Source organism: Stenotrophomonas sp. FW305-3-2-15-E-LB1, assembly GCF_058787375.1.
In genome coordinates, this window is record NZ_JBYSZR010000024.1 from 15804 (window position 1) to 31527 (window position 15724).

General features: G+C 67.6%; 11 protein-coding genes. 6 read left to right on the top strand and 5 right to left on the bottom strand.

Annotation, left to right across the window (positions count from 1 at the left end; genetic code table 11):
- The first annotated feature begins 164 nt into the window (after nt 1-164).
- Nucleotides 165-704 carry an adenine phosphoribosyltransferase gene (locus AC3WL7_RS15780; protein WP_079221597.1) on the top strand — a complete coding sequence of 180 codons (540 nt, stop codon included), beginning with the start codon at nt 165-167 and terminating at the stop codon, nt 702-704.
- An 89-nt stretch (nt 705-793) separates the two neighbouring features.
- Here the strand turns inward: AC3WL7_RS15780 and dbpA are convergent, their stop codons facing one another.
- The 3 genes from dbpA to AC3WL7_RS15795 all read right to left on the bottom strand — a co-directional run bounded on the left by dbpA (nt 794) and on the right by AC3WL7_RS15795 (nt 3617).
- Nucleotides 794-2170: an ATP-dependent RNA helicase DbpA gene (gene dbpA / locus AC3WL7_RS15785; protein WP_200733492.1), complete on the bottom strand. Its 1377-nt coding sequence runs from the start codon at nt 2168-2170 to the stop codon at nt 794-796.
- Nucleotides 2171-2205: 35 nt separating this feature from the next.
- The gene (locus tag AC3WL7_RS15790) at nt 2206-2478 is read right to left on the bottom strand and encodes a hypothetical protein (protein WP_295516813.1); all 273 of its coding nucleotides are present in this window, start codon (nt 2476-2478) and stop codon (nt 2206-2208) included.
- A gap of 62 nt (nt 2479-2540) precedes the next feature.
- The gene (locus AC3WL7_RS15795; protein WP_492751488.1) at nt 2541-3617 is read right to left on the bottom strand and encodes a YeiH family protein; all 1077 of its coding nucleotides are present in this window, start codon (nt 3615-3617) and stop codon (nt 2541-2543) included.
- Between the two features lie 102 nt (nt 3618-3719).
- On the opposite strand from AC3WL7_RS15795, the gene AC3WL7_RS15800 reads away from it, so the two are divergent.
- Together AC3WL7_RS15800 and AC3WL7_RS15805 are read left to right on the top strand one after the other, a co-directional pair.
- Nucleotides 3720-4598: a LysR family transcriptional regulator gene (locus tag AC3WL7_RS15800; protein WP_492751490.1), complete on the top strand. Its 879-nt coding sequence runs from the start codon at nt 3720-3722 to the stop codon at nt 4596-4598.
- Between the two features lie 177 nt (nt 4599-4775).
- A complete protein-coding gene (locus tag AC3WL7_RS15805; protein ID WP_492751492.1) occupies nt 4776-6659 on the top strand; it encodes an ATP-binding cassette domain-containing protein in 1884 nt (627 codons plus the stop codon).
- A 147-nt stretch (nt 6660-6806) separates the two neighbouring features.
- On the opposite strand, the gene AC3WL7_RS15810 is transcribed toward AC3WL7_RS15805, so the two are convergent.
- The gene (locus tag AC3WL7_RS15810) at nt 6807-7268 is read right to left on the bottom strand and encodes a c-type cytochrome (protein WP_079221603.1); all 462 of its coding nucleotides are present in this window, start codon (nt 7266-7268) and stop codon (nt 6807-6809) included.
- 9 nt (nt 7269-7277) lie between these two features.
- Nucleotides 7278-7667 carry a c-type cytochrome gene (locus AC3WL7_RS15815; protein WP_492751495.1) on the bottom strand — a complete coding sequence of 130 codons (390 nt, stop codon included), beginning with the start codon at nt 7665-7667 and terminating at the stop codon, nt 7278-7280.
- 206 nt (nt 7668-7873) lie between these two features.
- Here AC3WL7_RS15815 and AC3WL7_RS15820 point away from each other — a divergent pair, with 206 nt between their 5' ends.
- Genes AC3WL7_RS15820 through AC3WL7_RS15830 form a run of 3 tightly spaced genes read left to right on the top strand, consistent with a single transcriptional unit; the run spans nt 7874 to nt 15623 of the window.
- A complete protein-coding gene (locus AC3WL7_RS15820; protein WP_492751497.1) occupies nt 7874-9031 on the top strand; it encodes an efflux RND transporter periplasmic adaptor subunit in 1158 nt (385 codons plus the stop codon).
- Nucleotides 9028-12552 (top strand): efflux RND transporter permease subunit, encoded by a 3525-nt coding sequence (locus AC3WL7_RS15825; RefSeq protein WP_492751498.1) that lies wholly within the window; start codon nt 9028-9030, stop codon nt 12550-12552. Before AC3WL7_RS15820 ends, AC3WL7_RS15825 begins: the two co-directional genes overlap by 4 nt.
- Entirely contained in the window at nt 12549-15623 is a 3075-nt protein-coding gene (locus AC3WL7_RS15830) for an efflux RND transporter permease subunit (RefSeq protein WP_079221607.1), read from the top strand. The genes AC3WL7_RS15825 and AC3WL7_RS15830 overlap by 4 nt, the downstream gene beginning before the upstream one ends.
- Nucleotides 15624-15724 lie beyond the last annotated feature (101 nt).

A 15724-nucleotide genomic window follows, 5' to 3' on the forward strand; every position in this document is an offset into this window, starting at 1 on the left:
GCAGGCTGGGTGAATGACCGGTTAGGGCGATTATCGCACGCGTGTGCGATTTTGGCGTGACGCCAGCGCGCCACCGGTGGAACGCAGCGGCGCGGTGGTGCCGGGAACGGGCAGGGCAGGGGCGAACCGGTTACCCTATGCCGCCATACAAGCTGGTAGCTGCAATGACCGACGCCACCGTGGCCGTCCCCGCCTGGGCTTCGCGCCTGCGCGATATCGCCGATTTCCCGAAGCCCGGCATCCTGTTCAAGGACATCATGCCGCTGCTGGCCCACGGCGAAGACTTCCGCGGCGCGATCTCGGCCATGGCCGACCGCTGGCGCGGGCAGCAGCTGGATGCCATCGTCGGCATCGAATCGCGCGGGTTCATCCTGGGCGCCGCCATGGCGCTGGAACTGGGCGTGGGCTTCGTGCCGGTGCGCAAGCCGGGCAAGCTGCCGGGCAAGGTGCTGCGCGAGGAATACACGCTGGAATACCGCAGCGACTGCATCGAAGTGCATGCAGACGCACTGCCGGCCGGCGCGCGCGTGGCCATCATCGATGACGTGCTGGCCACCGGCGGCACCCTGGGCGCCGCGCTGTCGCTGGTACGCCGCTTGGGCGTTGAAGTGGTGGGTGCCGGCGTGCTCGTCGAGCTGGACGGCCTGGGTGGCCGCGCCCGCTGGGAAGCCGGCCTGCCGCTGCACACCGAACTGGTGTTCTGAGCGGGACGGATCGAATCACCGCACTCCGGTAGTTGCCAACCTTGGTTGGCATTGCCCGGGATGGCCAACCAAGGTTGGCCGCTACCAGATCACATCATCCGCACGCGGAAGCGACGGCCCTTGATCTTGCCGGCTTCCAGCTTCGCGACCGCCTTGTTGACCTGCTCACGGGCGATGGCCACGTAGGAGCGGGTCGGGAAAATCGCGATCTTGCCGATGTGCTTGGCCGAAAGGCCGGCATCACCGGTGAGCGCGCCGAGGATGTCACCTGCGCGCAGCTTGTCGGTCTTGCCGCCATCGATGCGCAGGGTGCGCATTGCCGCCTGCGGCAGCTCGGCCGGGCGCGAAGTCGCCAGCGGCGTCTTCTGCCAGTCCAGCGGCTGGCCCATATGGGCTTCCACCGCCTCGGCGCGGGTCTTTTCACGACCGGCCACCAGGCTGATCGCCAGGCCGCTGGCACCGGCGCGGCCGGTACGGCCCACGCGGTGCTGGTAGCTTTCCACGTCGGTGGGCAGCTCGTAGTTGATCACCGCTGCCAGCTCTTCCACGTCCAGGCCGCGCGCGGCGACGTCGCTGGCCACCAGCACGTTGCAGCTGCGGTTGGCCAGGCGGAGCAGCACTTCCTCGCGGTCACGCTGTTCCATGTCGCCATGCAGGGCCAGCGCCGAGAAGCCGAACTGCTGCAGCGAGTTGGCGACCTCGTCCACATCCTTGCGGGTGTTGCAGAACACCACCGCCGATTCCGGCGTGTACTTCAGCAGCAGGCCGGCCAGCGCCTTCTGCCGGTGCGCCGGTTCCACTTCGCAGAACAGGTGGCGGATGGCCGGAGCCTGGTCGGCGCCTTCCACGGTCACTTCCACCGCGTCGCGCAGCAGGTCACGGGCGATCTCGCGGATGCTGTCGGGGAAGGTGGCCGAGAACAGCAGGCTCTGCCGCTCCTTGTGGGTGCGGCCGGCGATCTCGCGGATCGGCTCTTCGAAGCCCATGTCCAGCATGCGGTCGGCTTCGTCCAGCACCAGGGTGCGCACCGCGCCCAGGTTCAGGGCGCGCTTGCGGGCCAGCTCCTGCACGCGGCCGGGGGTGCCGACCACCACGTGCGGATCATGGCCTTCCAGCGAGGCCAGCTGCGGGCCCAGCGGCACGCCACCGACCAGCAGCAGCAGCTTCAGGTTGGGGATGCCGGTGGCCAGCTTGCGGATCTGCTTGGCAACCTGGTCAGCCAGTTCGCGGGTGGGGCACAGCACCAGCGCCTGCACGCGGATCAGGCTGGGGTCGATGGCCTGCAGCAGGCCGAGGCCGAAGGCGGCGGTCTTGCCGCTGCCGGTCGGCGCCTGTGCAATCACATCGCGGCGATCCAGGATCGCCGGCAGGCTCTGCGCCTGGATCGGCGTGAGAGTGGTATAGCCAAGGGCGTCCAGGCCGGGCTGCAGGGCCGGGCTCAGCGGCAGGGTCGAAAAGTCAGTCATGGCACATTGTACCTGTGCGCGGGGCTGGTCCCGCCTCAGCCCAGCCCGATGGCTGCCAACCGCACGGCCATCGCCTGCAGCTGCGCTGGCGTCGCCGGATGTCCATCGGCCTGCGGCCCCAGCAGCAGCTGGTGGAACCACGGGTTGGCGTGCCGTGTGTCGAAGTCGAACGAGCAGGTCGCCCGCACGCCCATCACGGCCTGCACGATCCCGATCAGCGTGTCCTCCGCCTCGTCGACATTGCCCGGCCCGTAGCGGTCATCGAGCAGTCGCAGGGGAATCGGCAGCAGGGCGGGCGAGGCGGTCATGCCCCAAGTCTAAGCTCACCCCAGCAGATCCACGCCATGCATGGATGGCATTGCCCCGGCGCTCAGCCCAGCACCGCCAGCACACCCTGGTGAATGGCCAGCCCACCCAGCAGCAGCCACGCGAACAGGATCGATGCCAGCAGCAGCGGCTTCAACCCGGCCTGGCGCAGCGCCGACACATGCGTGGTCAGGCCCAGCGCGGCCATCGCCATCGCCAGCAGCACGGTATCCAGCTGCACCAGCCCGGCCTGCACGCCCGCCGGCAGCAGATGCAGCGAATTGAAACCGGCCACCGCCACGAACCCGAACGCGAACCACGGCACCACGATGCGCGGCGTGCTGCCATCGGCCGCCTTGCCGCCGCGTGCCAGCCACAGCGACAGCACCACCAGGAACGGCGCCAGCAGCATCACCCGCACCATCTTGGTGATGACCGCGGTATCGGCGGCCGACTCGCTCACCGCGCGGCCGGCGGCCACCACCTGCGCCACCTCGTGCACAGTCGCACCGGTGAACAGCCCGTACTGGCGCGCGTCCATGGCCAGCCAGCCATGCGACTGCACCAGTGCATACAGCGCCGGGTACAGGAACATCGCCAGCGTGCCGAACACCACGACCGTCGAGACCGCCACGGTGACCTGTGCCGCCCGCCCGCGCACCACCGGCTCGGCGGCCATCACCGCTGCCGCGCCGCAGATGGCGCTGCCGGCGCCGATCAGCATCGCCGCCTCGCGGTCCATCCTGAAAACACGCACGCCCAGCCAGCACGCAAGCCCGAAGGTGCTGGCCACCACCAGTGCATCCATCGCCACGCCGGCCACGCCCACATGGCCGATGTCCTGGAAGGTCAGGCGCAGGCCATACAGCACGATGCCGGCGCGCAGCAGCCAGTGCTTGGAAAAGCCGACACCGGCTGCGCTGCCCGGCGCCAGCCGCGGGTAGAACGTATTGCCGACCACGATGCCGGCGACGATGGCCACGGTCAGTGCACTCAGGCCATGGGCCTGCAGCCAGGGCAGCTCGGCCAGAGACAGCGATGCCGCCGCCACCAGGCCTACCAGCAGCAGGCCGGGCAGGCGCGGCTGCCAGCGCTGGCGCAGGGCGGGCAGGGACCAGGGGGACAGGGTGGAGGCGTTCATGGCGGGACAGGGGCTGAGGAGATGCGTACAGACTGCGCTCGCGCTGTTGACCCGTAAAACGAATAATATTGATGAAACCTACCTATCCAGCAGGTACCTTCCATGCGCTTGACGCTGCGCCAACTGCAGGTCTTCGTGGCCATTGCCGACCATGGCAGCACCACCGCCGCCGGCCAGGCGATCGCGCTTTCACAGTCCGCCAGCAGCGCCGCCCTGCAGGAACTGGAAGCCCATTTCGGCACGCCGCTGTTCGACCGCATTGGTCGCCGCCTGGCCCTGAACGGGCACGGCCGCGCCCTGCTGGAACCGGCCCGTGCGCTGCTGGTCAACGCCGCCGATCTGGAGCGCCAGCTCGCTGCCGGAGGCGATCCCGGCCAGGGCGCGCCGCTGCGGCTGGTGCTGGCCGCCAGTACCACCATCGGCAACTACCTGCTGCCGCCGCGCATTGCCGCGCTGTTGCGGCAGGCCCCCCAGGCCGAGGTCGACCTTCGTATCGACAACAGCGCGGGCGTGGTCGCCGCCGTGCAGCGGCTGGACGTGGACGCCGGCCTGATCGAGGGCCCGTGCCACGAGCGTGGCCTGCAGGTGACCCCGTGGCAGCAGGACCCGCTGGTGATCGTGGCTGCCGCCGACGCGCCCGCGCGCTGGTCGCTGGACGAACTGCGCGGCGCCCGCTGGCTGCTGCGCGAGCCGGGTTCCGGCACCCGTGAAGCGGTGGAACAGGCGTTGCTGCCACACCTGCACGGCTTCGCCCAGACCCTGCAGCTGGGCAATACCGAAGCCATCAAGCAGGCCGCCATCGCCGGCCTCGGCGTGGCCTGCCTCTCGCGTCACGCGCTGGAAGAGCCGCTGGCCCTGGGCCGACTGCGCGTGCTGGAGACCCCGCTGCCCCCCCTGCAACGTACGCTGTGGCTGGTACTCCATCCCGGCAAGCAATGGCTGCCGGGCCTGCAGGCGTTGCTGGGGGAGGTGCAGCGGTAGAGTCGACCATGTGCCTTGGTAGAGTCGACCGTTGGTCCACCATGTGCCTTGGTAGAGTCGACCGTTGGTCGACTATCGCGCAGCGCAGGCCTGCCCCCGGATCGAAGAACAGTCGACCAACGGTCGACGCTACCGCCGAGATTCCGACTGACGCCCGGCAACCGGTACAATGGCCGGATGCCTCTGATTACCCTACAGAACGTCGACTTCAGCGTCGGCGGCCCGTTGTTGCTGGAAAAGGCCGAACTGTCGATCGAGCCGGGCGAACGCATCGCCCTGATCGGCCGCAACGGCGCCGGCAAATCCACCCTGCTCAAGCTGCTGTCCGGCGACCACAAGCCCGATGACGGCGAAGTGCGCGTGCAGCAGGGCGTCCGCGTGACCCGCCTGGAGCAGGAAGTGCCGCATGGCGCTGCCGGCTCGGTGTTCGACGTCGTGGCAGATGGCCTGGGCGAACTGGGCCAGTGGCTGGCCGAGTTCCACCACCTCAGCCATGCCGAGTTCTTCGATGGCGAAGCCTTGGGCAACGTGCAGGCCAAGATCGATGCCGCCAACGGCTGGGGCCTGGACCAGCGCGTCAGCGAAACCCTCACCAAGCTCGACCTGGATGGCGAGGCCGAGTTCGGCCGCCTGTCCGGCGGCATGAAGCGCCGCGTGCTGCTGGCCCGCGCGCTGGTGTCCAGCCCCGATGTGCTGCTGCTGGACGAACCGACCAACCACCTCGACATCGAAGCCATCGACTGGCTTGAAGCGTTCCTGAAGGGCTGGAGCGGCAGCGTGGTGTTCGTCACCCATGACCGCCGCTTCCTGCGCGCACTCGCCACCCGCATCGTCGAGATCGACCGCGGCCAGGTCACCAGCTGGCCGGGCGACTGGGCCAACTACGAGCGCCGCCGCGAGGAACGCCTCAACGCGCAGGCGCAGGAAAACGCCCGCTTCGACAAGCTGCTGGCGCAGGAAGAAGTCTGGATCCGCCAGGGCATCAAGGCGCGCCGCACCCGCGATGAAGGCCGCGTTCGCCGCCTGAAGGCGATGCGCAACGAGCGTTCGCAGCGCCGCGACCTCAGCGGCAACGTCAAGATGGAAGCCGCGCAGGGCGTCAGCTCCGGCAAGAAGGTCATCGACGTCAAGGACATTTCGTTCGCCTTCGGCGAGCGCACCATGGTCCGCGACTTCACCACCACCATCCTGCGTGGCGACCGCATCGGCCTGATCGGCCCCAACGGCAGCGGCAAGACCACGCTGCTGAAGCTGCTGCTGGGCGAACTGCAGCCGGCCAAGGGTGAAGTCAACGCCGGTACCAACCTGCAGATCGCCTATTTCGACCAGTACCGTGCGGTGCTGCGCGAGGATTGGAGCGCGATCGAGAATGTGGCCGAAGGCCGCGATTTCCTCGAGTTCAACGGCAAGCGCAAGCACGTGCATGCCTACCTGCAGGACTTCATGTTCACCCCCGAGCGTGCGCGCGCGCCGATCACCCGCCTGTCCGGTGGTGAACGCAACCGCCTGCTGCTGGCCAAGCTGTTCGCACAGCCATCCAACCTGCTGGTGATGGACGAACCGACCAACGATCTGGACGTGGAAACCCTGGAGCTGCTGGAAGAGCTGCTGGGTGAATACACCGGCACCCTGCTGCTGGTCAGCCATGATCGTGATTTCATCGACAACGTGGTGACCTCCACGCTGGTGATGGAAGGCGATGGCGTGATTGGCGAATACGTGGGCGGCTACACCGACTGGCAGCGCTATGCGGCCAGCGTGGCTACGCCTGCCGCTGCGCCCGCCACCAAGCCGGCCGCTGCTGCACCGGCCGCCGCGGCGGCTGCGGTGCCGGCCGCACCCAAGCGCAAGCTGGCCTACAAGGAAGCACGCGAGCTGGAACAGCTGCCCAAGACCATCGAGAAGCTGGAAGGCGATGTCGAAGGACTGACTGCGGCGATGAACGACCCGTCGTTCTACACCCGCAGCAGTGCAGAAGTGACCGCGCACACCCAGCAGCTGGCCAAGGTGCAGGCCGAGCTGGATGCCGCCTACGCGCGCTGGGAAGAGCTGGAAGGCTGATCATGCGGGATTGGTGCGGACCAACGGTCCGCACCTACCGACGCCGACGCCGGGTAGATCCACGCCATGCGTGGGTGGGTGATCCGTCAGTGCGGACCAACGGTCCGCACCCACCACCAACGGTCCGCACCCACCGGAATGCCGGGGTTATTTCACCCCGTGCAGATCCCGCAGCTGGCTCGGCCGGCTGCCGAAGTACGCCGCCAGGTCGGCGATGTCCTGGTCGCTCAGGTCCTTCGCCTGCGGCGTCATCAATGCATGCTGGCGGTCGCCGGCCCGGTAGGCCTGCAGGGCATGGGCCAGGTAATCGCCGTACTGGCCACCCAGCTTGGGGTAGGTCGGGTCGATCGGCGCGTTGCCATCGGCACCATGGCAATCAATGCAGCTCTGGTTGGTCGCCTTGCCCTTCACCTTGGCGCGGGCTTCACCGGCTGCCTCGCGGCCCGGCGGCAGGCCGGCCGAGGAGGACGAACCGTGTTCGCCACTGGCGTGGCCAGGGTCGCCGGCCGATTTTTCACTGCTTTCCACCTGCGACTGCGAGCAGGCCGCCAGCAGCAGGGCAACGGACAGGGCGATGGCGTGACGCATCGTATGCGCGGCTTTCGACATGGGCGGGCCTTACTTGACGGTGGACAGGTAAACAGCGAGATCGGCGATCTCCTGTTCGCTGAAGCTCATCGACTGCGCCTGCATCGTCGGATGCCGGCGCTTGCCCTGGCGGTACTCGGTCAGGGCCTGGGTCAGGTACTGCTGGGTCTGGCCACCGATCTTCGGTACCCGGTAACTGGGGTAGGCGTTCTTGTAACCGGTGATGCCGTGGCAGCCCTGGCAGGTATAGGCCAGCACCCGGCCATTATCGAAGTTGCCGGCCGGGGCGGCGGCAGCGGGCGGGGGGGCCTGGGCCGGAGCCGGGGCGGGTGCTGCAGGAGCAGGAGCGGGCTGTGCGGCGGCCCCGAGGGGCAGGAGGACGGCCAGAGCGAGACAAGCGGCGAGCGGCTGCGGGCGCATGATGTCGTTATCCGGGGATTCGGGTCTGGTCGTTCCGGCGTGGGGTACGGAACGACCCGAGTATAGCCTCAGGTTTCATCTAGCTGAAATGGGGGCGGGCCGACCAGCGGCGTGAAGGCACCATGACCTTTGGGATATGGTGTTGCCGTGAAGTGGTGCATTACTTTGCTACCACACCTGCCCACGCATCTTCCAGGGATCTGACGATGTCGCACCCAACCTTCCTGCCCGGCCGCCGCACTGGACTCTGTGCCGCTGCCCTGCTGATCTCCACCTCCCTGCTGCTGGGCGGTTGCGCCGCGGGCCCCAATTCCGAAGCCAAGGCGGCCGAAACCAAGGACGAGAAGAAGATCGACGCGGTCCCGGTGGAAGTGGCCGTGGCCAGCCACCGCGCCGTGGCAGCCAGCTACACCGGCACCGCTGCGCTGGAACCGCGCGCCGAATCGCAGGTGGTGGCCAAGACCTCCGGCGTGGCGCTGGCGGTGCTGGTCGAGGAGGGCCAGCGGGTGACCGCCGGCCAGCCGCTGGTGCGCCTGGACCCTGACCGTGCGCGCCTGGCCGTGGCGCAGAGCGAAGCGCAGATGCGCAAGCTGGAGAACAACTACCAGCGTGCACAGAAGCTGGTCGGCCAGCAGATGGTCAGCGCCTCCGACGTCGACCAGCTGCGCTACGACCTGGAAAACATGCGCGCGCAGTACCGCCTGGCGACGCTGGAACTGTCCTACACCACGGTGGTGGCGCCGATCTCCGGTGTGATCGCCTCGCGCTCGATCAAGACCGGCAACTTCGTGCAGATCAATACGCCGATCTTCCGCATCGTCGACAACTCCCAGCTGGAAGCCACCCTCAACGTGCCCGAGCGCGAACTGGCGACGCTGCGCGCCGGCCAGCCGGTCGTGCTCTCGGCCGATGCGCTGCCGGGCAAGACCTTCACCGGCACCGTTGATCGCATCGCACCGGTGGTCGATTCGGGCAGCGGCACGTTCCGCGTGGTCAGCGCCTTCAACGGCACCGAGCACGCGCTGCAACCCGGCATGTTCGGACGCATCCGCATCGATTACGACCAGCGCGCCGATGCCCTGGTGGTGCCACGCCTGGCCATCCTGGACGACGGCGAGCCGGCGGTGTTCCGCGTGCGCGAAGGCAAGGTGGCGCGCGTACCGGTGAAGCTGGGCTATGCGGAGGGCCCGTGGGTGGAGATCCGCGAAGGCCTGGCCGCCGGCGACAGGATCGTCACCGCCGGCAAGGTCGCCCTGCGCGACGGCACCGCCGTGCAGGTCATCGCCGATCCCAAGGCTGCCAAGGCCAAGCCGGCCACCGTGGCCGCCGGTAAATCCGCAGACAAGGCCGGGAGCCAGCAATGAGCGCCCCGGGACACGACCACGGTGCCTCGCCGGGCAGCGATGGCGCCGCTGCCGGCCTGCGCGGCGGCCTGGTGGAATTCGCCACCCGCCGCCGCGTCACCATCGCCATGTGCACGGTCACGCTGCTGCTGTTCGGCCTGATCGCGCTGGGCAACCTCAAGGTCAACCTGCTGCCCGACCTGAGCTATCCCACCTTGACCGTGCGCACCGAATACACCGGTGCGGCACCGACCGAAATCGAAAGCCTGATCACCCAGCCGGTGGAAGAAGCCGTGGGCGTGGTCAAGAACCTGCGCAAGCTGAAGTCGGTTTCGCGTACCGGGCAGAGCGATGTGGTGCTCGAGTTCGCCTGGGGCACCAACATGGACCAGGCCAGCCTGGAGGTGCGCGACAAGATGGAAGCGCTGAACCTGCCACTGGAGGCCAAGGCCCCGGTGCTGCTGCGCTTCAATCCGTCCACCGAGCCGATCATGCGCCTGGTGCTGTCCACCAAGGCGGCGCCGACCAGCGATGAGGACGCCATCCGCGAACTGACCGGCCTGCGCCGCTATGCCGACGAAGACCTGAAGAAGAAGCTGGAGCCGGTGACCGGCGTGGCTGCAGTGAAGGTCGGCGGTGGCCTGGAAGACGAGATCCAGGTGGACATCGACCAGCAGAAGCTGGCCCAGCTCAACCTGCCCATCGACACCGTCATCAAGCGGTTGAAGGAAGAGAACATCAACATTTCCGGCGGGCGCCTGGAGGAGGGCTCGCAGCGCTTCCTGGTGCGCACCGTCAACCAGTTCGCCGATCTGGAAGAGATCCGCAACCTGCTGGTCACCACCCAGTCGTCCAACGGCAGCGCGGCCGATTCGGCCCTGCAGCAGATGTTCAACATCGCTGCGTCCACCGGTTCGGCAGCAGCCGTCGCTGCGGCGTCGGCGGCGCAGAGTGCCTCCTCCGGCGGCGGCTCCAGCGTCGTTGCCAACGGCGTGCCGGTACGCCTGAAGGATGTGGCAACCGTGCGCCAGGGCTACAAGGAGCGCGAAGCGATCATCCGCCTGGGTGGCAAGGAGTCGGTCGAGCTGGCGATCTACAAGGAAGGCGACGCGAATACCGTGGCCACCGCCGAAGCACTGCGCAAGCGCCTGGAACAGATCAAGGCCACCTTCCCCGGCGATGCCGAACTGACCACCATCGAGGACCAGTCGCGCTTCATCGAACACGCCATCAGTGACGTCAAGAAGGACGCGGTGATCGGCGGCCTGCTGGCCATCCTGATCATCTTCCTGTTCCTGCGCGATGGCTGGTCCACCTTCGTGATCAGCCTGTCGCTGCCGGTCTCGATCATCGCCACGTTCTTCTTCATGGGCCAGCTCGGCCTGAGCTTGAACGTGATGTCGCTGGGCGGCCTGGCGCTGGCCACCGGCCTGGTGGTGGACGATTCGATCGTGGTGCTGGAAAGCATCGCCAAGGCGCGCGAGCGTGGCCTGGGCATCCTGCAGGCGGCCATCGTCGGTACCCGCGAAGTGAGCATGGCGGTGGTGGCGTCCACCCTGACCACCATCGCGGTGTTCCTGCCGCTGGTGTTCGTCGATGGCATCGCCGGCCAGTTGTTCCGCGACCAGGCGCTGACCGTGGCCATTGCCATCGCGATCTCGCTGCTGGTGTCGATGACCCTGATCCCGATGCTGAGCTCGCTGAAGGGCCGGCCGCCGCTGGCCTTCCCGGAAGAAGCCGCTGCCGAACCGTGGCATCCGCAGAGCCGCTGGCAGAAGCCGGTCGCGCTGGGCCGTCGTGGCGTCGTGGCCAGCGTGCGCTGGAGCTTCTTCGCCCTGGCCTGGCTGGTGGTGCGCCTGTGGCGCGGCGTGGTCGCCGTGGTCGGGCCGGTCATGCGCAAGGCCAGCGACATCGCGATGAAGCCCTATGCCGGTGCCGAGCGTGGCTACCTGCGCCTGCTGCCCAATGCGCTTGCCCATCCCGGCAAGGTGCTGGGCCTGGCTGCGCTGGCCTTCGTCGGCACCATGGCCCTGGTGCCGATGCTCGGTGCCGACCTGATTCCGCAGCTGGCCCAGGACCGTTTCGAAATGACGGTAAAGCTGCCTGCCGGCACGCCGCTGAAGCAGACCGATGCGCTGGTGCGCGAGCTGCAGCTGGCACACGGCCAGGGTGAAGGCGTGGCTTCGCTGTACGGCGTCAGCGGCAGCGGCACGCGGCTGGATGCCAGCCCGACCGAGAGCGGCGAAAACATCGGCAAGCTGACCGTGGTGATGGAAGGCGGCGGCAACGCACGCACCGAAGCGGAAATCACCGAGCGCCTGCGTGACACCATGGGCCAGCACCCCGGTGCCCAGGTCGACTTCGCGCGCCCGGCGTTGTTCAGCTTCTCCACGCCGCTGGAAATCGAGCTGCGCGGGCAGGACATGGCCACCCTGGAGCAGGCCGGCCAGCGTCTGGCAGCCCTGCTGCGCAGCAACGCGCACTACGCCGATGTGAAGTCGACGGTGGAAGAGGGCTTCCCGGAAATCCAGATCCGCTTCGACCAGGAACGCGCCGGTGCACTGGGCCTGACCACCCGCCAGATCGCCGATGTGGTGGTGAAGAAGGTGCGTGGCGACGTGGCCACCCGCTACAGCTTCCGTGATCGCAAGATCGATGTGCTGGTGCGTGCGCAGGAGGGGGACCGTGCCAGCGTGGACAGCATCCGCCGCCTGATCGTGAACCCGGGCAGCAGCCGTCCGGTCACCCTGGATGCGGTGGCCGATGTGGTCGCCACCACCGGCCCCAGCGAGATCCATCGCGCTGACCAGACCCGCGTGGCCGTGGTGTCGGCCAACCTGCGCGACATCGACCTGGGCGCGGCCATGCGCGAGGTGCAGCAGATGGTGGCCGAGCAGCCGCTCGGCGCCGGCGTCGGCCTGCATATCGGCGGCCAGGGCGAGGAGCTGGCACAGGCTGCCAAGTCGCTGATCTTCGCCTTCGGCCTGGCCATCTTCCTGGTCTACCTGGTGATGGCCTCGCAGTTCGAATCGCTGCTGCACCCGTTCGTCATCCTGTTCACCATCCCGCTGGCCCTGGTCGGTGCGATCCTGGCGCTGCTGATGACCGGCAAGCCCATTTCGGTGGTGGTGTTCATCGGCCTGATCCTGCTGGTCGGGCTGGTCACCAAGAACGCGATCATCCTGATCGACAAGGTCAACCAGCTGCGCGAGGCCGGTGTGGCCAAGCACGAGGCGCTGGTGGAAGGTGCGCGTTCGCGCCTGCGGCCGATCATCATGACCACCCTGTGCACCCTGTTCGGCTTCCTGCCGCTGGCGGTGGCGATGGGCGAGGGCGCCGAGGTGCGCGCACCGATGGCGATCACCGTCATCGGCGGCCTGCTGGTGTCGACCCTGCTGACCCTGCTGGTCATCCCGGTGGTGTACGACCTGATGGATCGCCGCGGCGATGCCTACTACCGCGAGCGCGGCCGCAAGCATGCCGGCGAAGGCCTGCACGCTGCCGAGGCTGGCCCCAGCGGCGGCGCGGAGGAACCGGCATGAGCGTCGCCGAGTTCTCCATCCGCCGCCCGGTCACCACCATCATGTGTTTCGTGTCGCTGGTGGTGGTGGGCCTGATCGCCTCGTTCCGGCTGCCGCTGGAGGCGCTGCCGGACATCTCCGCGCCGTTCCTGTTCGTGCAGATTCCCTATACCGGCTCGACCCCGGAAGAAGTGGAGCGGACCATCATCCGCCCGGTGGAGGAATCGCTGGCGACGATGACCGGCATCAAGCGCATGCGCTCGCAGGCCACGTCCGAAGCCGCCTCGATCTTCATCGAGTTCAGCGACTGGGACCGGGATATCGCCATCGCGGCCTCCGATGCACGCGAGCGCATCGATGCCATCCGCAGCGACCTGCCCGACGACCTGCAGCGCTACAACGTGTTCAAGTGGTCCAGCAGCGACCAGCCGGTGCTGAAGGTACGCCTGGCCAGCGCCACCGACCTTACCGCCGCCTATGACATGCTCGACCGCGAGTTCAAGCGGCGCATCGAGCGCATCCCGGGCGTGGCGCGCGTGGACATCACCGGTGCGCCGCCGAACGAGGTCGAGATCGCCATCGATCCGGACCGGCTCAGCGCGCATGGCCTGAGCATCAACGAACTCAGCGACCGCCTGCGCACGCTGAACTTCTCGATCTCGGCCGGGCAGATCAACGACAACGGACAGCGCGTGCGCGTGCAGCCGGTGGGCGAGATCACCGACCTGCAGGAAATGCGTGACCTGGTGATCAACGCCAAGGGCCTGCGCCTGGGTGACATCGCCGAGGTGCGCCTGAAGCCGGCGCGCATGAACTACGGGCGCCGCCTGGACGGCAACCCGGCCATCGGCCTGGACATCTTCAAGGAGCGCAGCGCCAACCTGGTGGATGTCTCGCGCGCTGCCCTGGCCGAAGTCGAGGCGATCCGCGCACAGGACTCGATGCGTGACGTGCAGATCAAGGTGATCGACAACCAGGGCAAGGCGGTTACCTCCTCGCTGCTGGAACTGGCCGAAGCCGGTGCGGTCGGCCTGATCCTGTCGGTCACCGTGCTGTTCTTCTTCCTGCGCCACTGGCCGTCCACGCTGATGGTGACCCTGGCGATCCCGATCTGCTTCACCATCACCCTGGGCTTCATGTACTTCGCCGGGGTGACGCTGAACATCCTGACCATGATGGGCCTGCTGCTGGCCGTCGGCATGCTGGTGGACAACGCCGTGGTGGTGGTGGAAAGCATCTACCAGGAACGCGAGCGCATGCCGGGGCAGCCGCGCCTGGCCTCCATCATCGGCACCCGCAACGTGGCCATCGCGCTCAGTGCCGGCACCCTGTGCCACTGCATCGTGTTCGTGCCCAACCTGTTCGGCGAGACCAACAACATCAGCATCTTCATGGCGCAGATCGCGATCACCATCTCGGTCTCGCTGCTGGCCTCGTGGCTGGTGGCCGTCAGCCTGATCCCGATGCTGTCCGCGCGCATGGCCACGCCCAAGCTGCTGCATTCGCAGACCGGCGTGATCGCGCGGCTGCAGCGCCACTATGCCCGCCTGCTGGACTGGTCGCTGCGCCATCGCGGCTGGAGCCTGCTCGGCATCGTGCTGGTGGTGCTGGTCAGCCTGGTGCCGATGAAGTTGACCAAGGTCGACATGTTCGGCGGCGGTGGCGGCAAGGACGTCTTCATCGGGTACATGTGGAAGGGCGCCTACACCTACCGGCAGATGTCCGAGGAAGTCGGCCGTGTTGAAGCCTGGGTCGAACAGAACCGCGAGCGCCTGCACGTGCAGCAGGTCTATTCCTGGTACAGCGAACAGGAAGGTGGCTCGACCACCGTCACCATCGACGAGAAGTACGCCAAGGACATCAAGGCGCTGCAGGAAGAGATCCGCAAGGGCCTGCCGAAGTCGGCGCGCGCCGATTACTTCATCGGCAACCAGGGCGGCGATGGCGGTGGCAACCAGGGCGTGCAGGTCCAGCTGGTGGGTGATTCCAGCAGCATGCTGCAGGAGATCGGCCAGGAAGTGCTGCCGCTGCTGGCCCAGCGCCCGGAGCTGCGCGACGTGCGCATCGACAACGGCGAGAAGGGCGGCGAACTGAAGGTGCACGTCGACCGCGAGCGCGCCGCTGCGTTCGGCTTCAATGCCGAGCAGGTGGCCAGCTTCGTCGGCCTGGCCCTGCGCGGTGCACCGCTGCGCGAGTTCCGTCGTGGCGACAACGAGGTGCCGGTGTGGGTGCGCTTCGCCGGTGCCGAGCAGAGCAGCCCGGAAGACCTGGCCAGCTACAGCGTGCGCACCGGCGATGGCCGCAGCGTGCCGCTGCTGAGCCTGGTCAGCGTCGATGTGGGTTCGTCGGCCACCCAGATCGGCCGTACCAACCGCCAGACCACCCTGACCATCAAGGCCAACCTGGCCGAGAAGATCACCGCGCCCGATGGCCGCAAGGCGATCGAAGCGGTGCTCAAGCCGATGAGCTTCCCCGCCGGCTATGGCTTCACCTTCGATGGCGGTGACTACGGCAACGACAACGAAGCGATGCAGCAGATGGTGTTCAACCTGCTCATCGCCCTGGTGATGATCTACGTGGTGATGGCGGCGGTGTTCGAGTCGCTGCTGTTCCCGGCGGCCATCATGAGTGGCGTGCTGTTCTCGATCTTCGGCGTGTTCTGGCTGTTCTGGGTCACCGGTACCTCGTTCGGCATCATGTCCTTCATCGGCATCCTGGTGCTGATGGGCGTGGTGGTGAACAACGGCATCGTGATGATCGAGCACATCAACAACCTGCGGCGCGGCGGCATGGGCCGCACCCAGGCGCTGGTGGAGGGCTCACGCGAGCGCCTGCGGCCGATCATGATGACGATGGGCACGGCGATCCTGGCCATGGTGCCGATCTCGCTCACCAATACGCAGATGTTCGGCGATGGCCCGGAGTACGCACCGATGGCGCGCGCGATTGCCGGCGGCCTGGCGTTCTCCACCGTGGTCAGCCTGCTGTTTCTGCCGACCATCTACGCGGTGCTGGATGACCTGCGCAGTGCGGTGACACGCCTGATCCGGCGCGCGCGCGGCCTGGACAAGGCGGCCGCAACGGCCGCGTAGCGTCGAGCCTGCTCGACTATCGGGCACGACAACGTGTTGTGGTGTGGGGGAGACCGGTCGTAGTGGGGCGGTCTCCCCCTTTTTTTTCCTGCCGTGCAGGG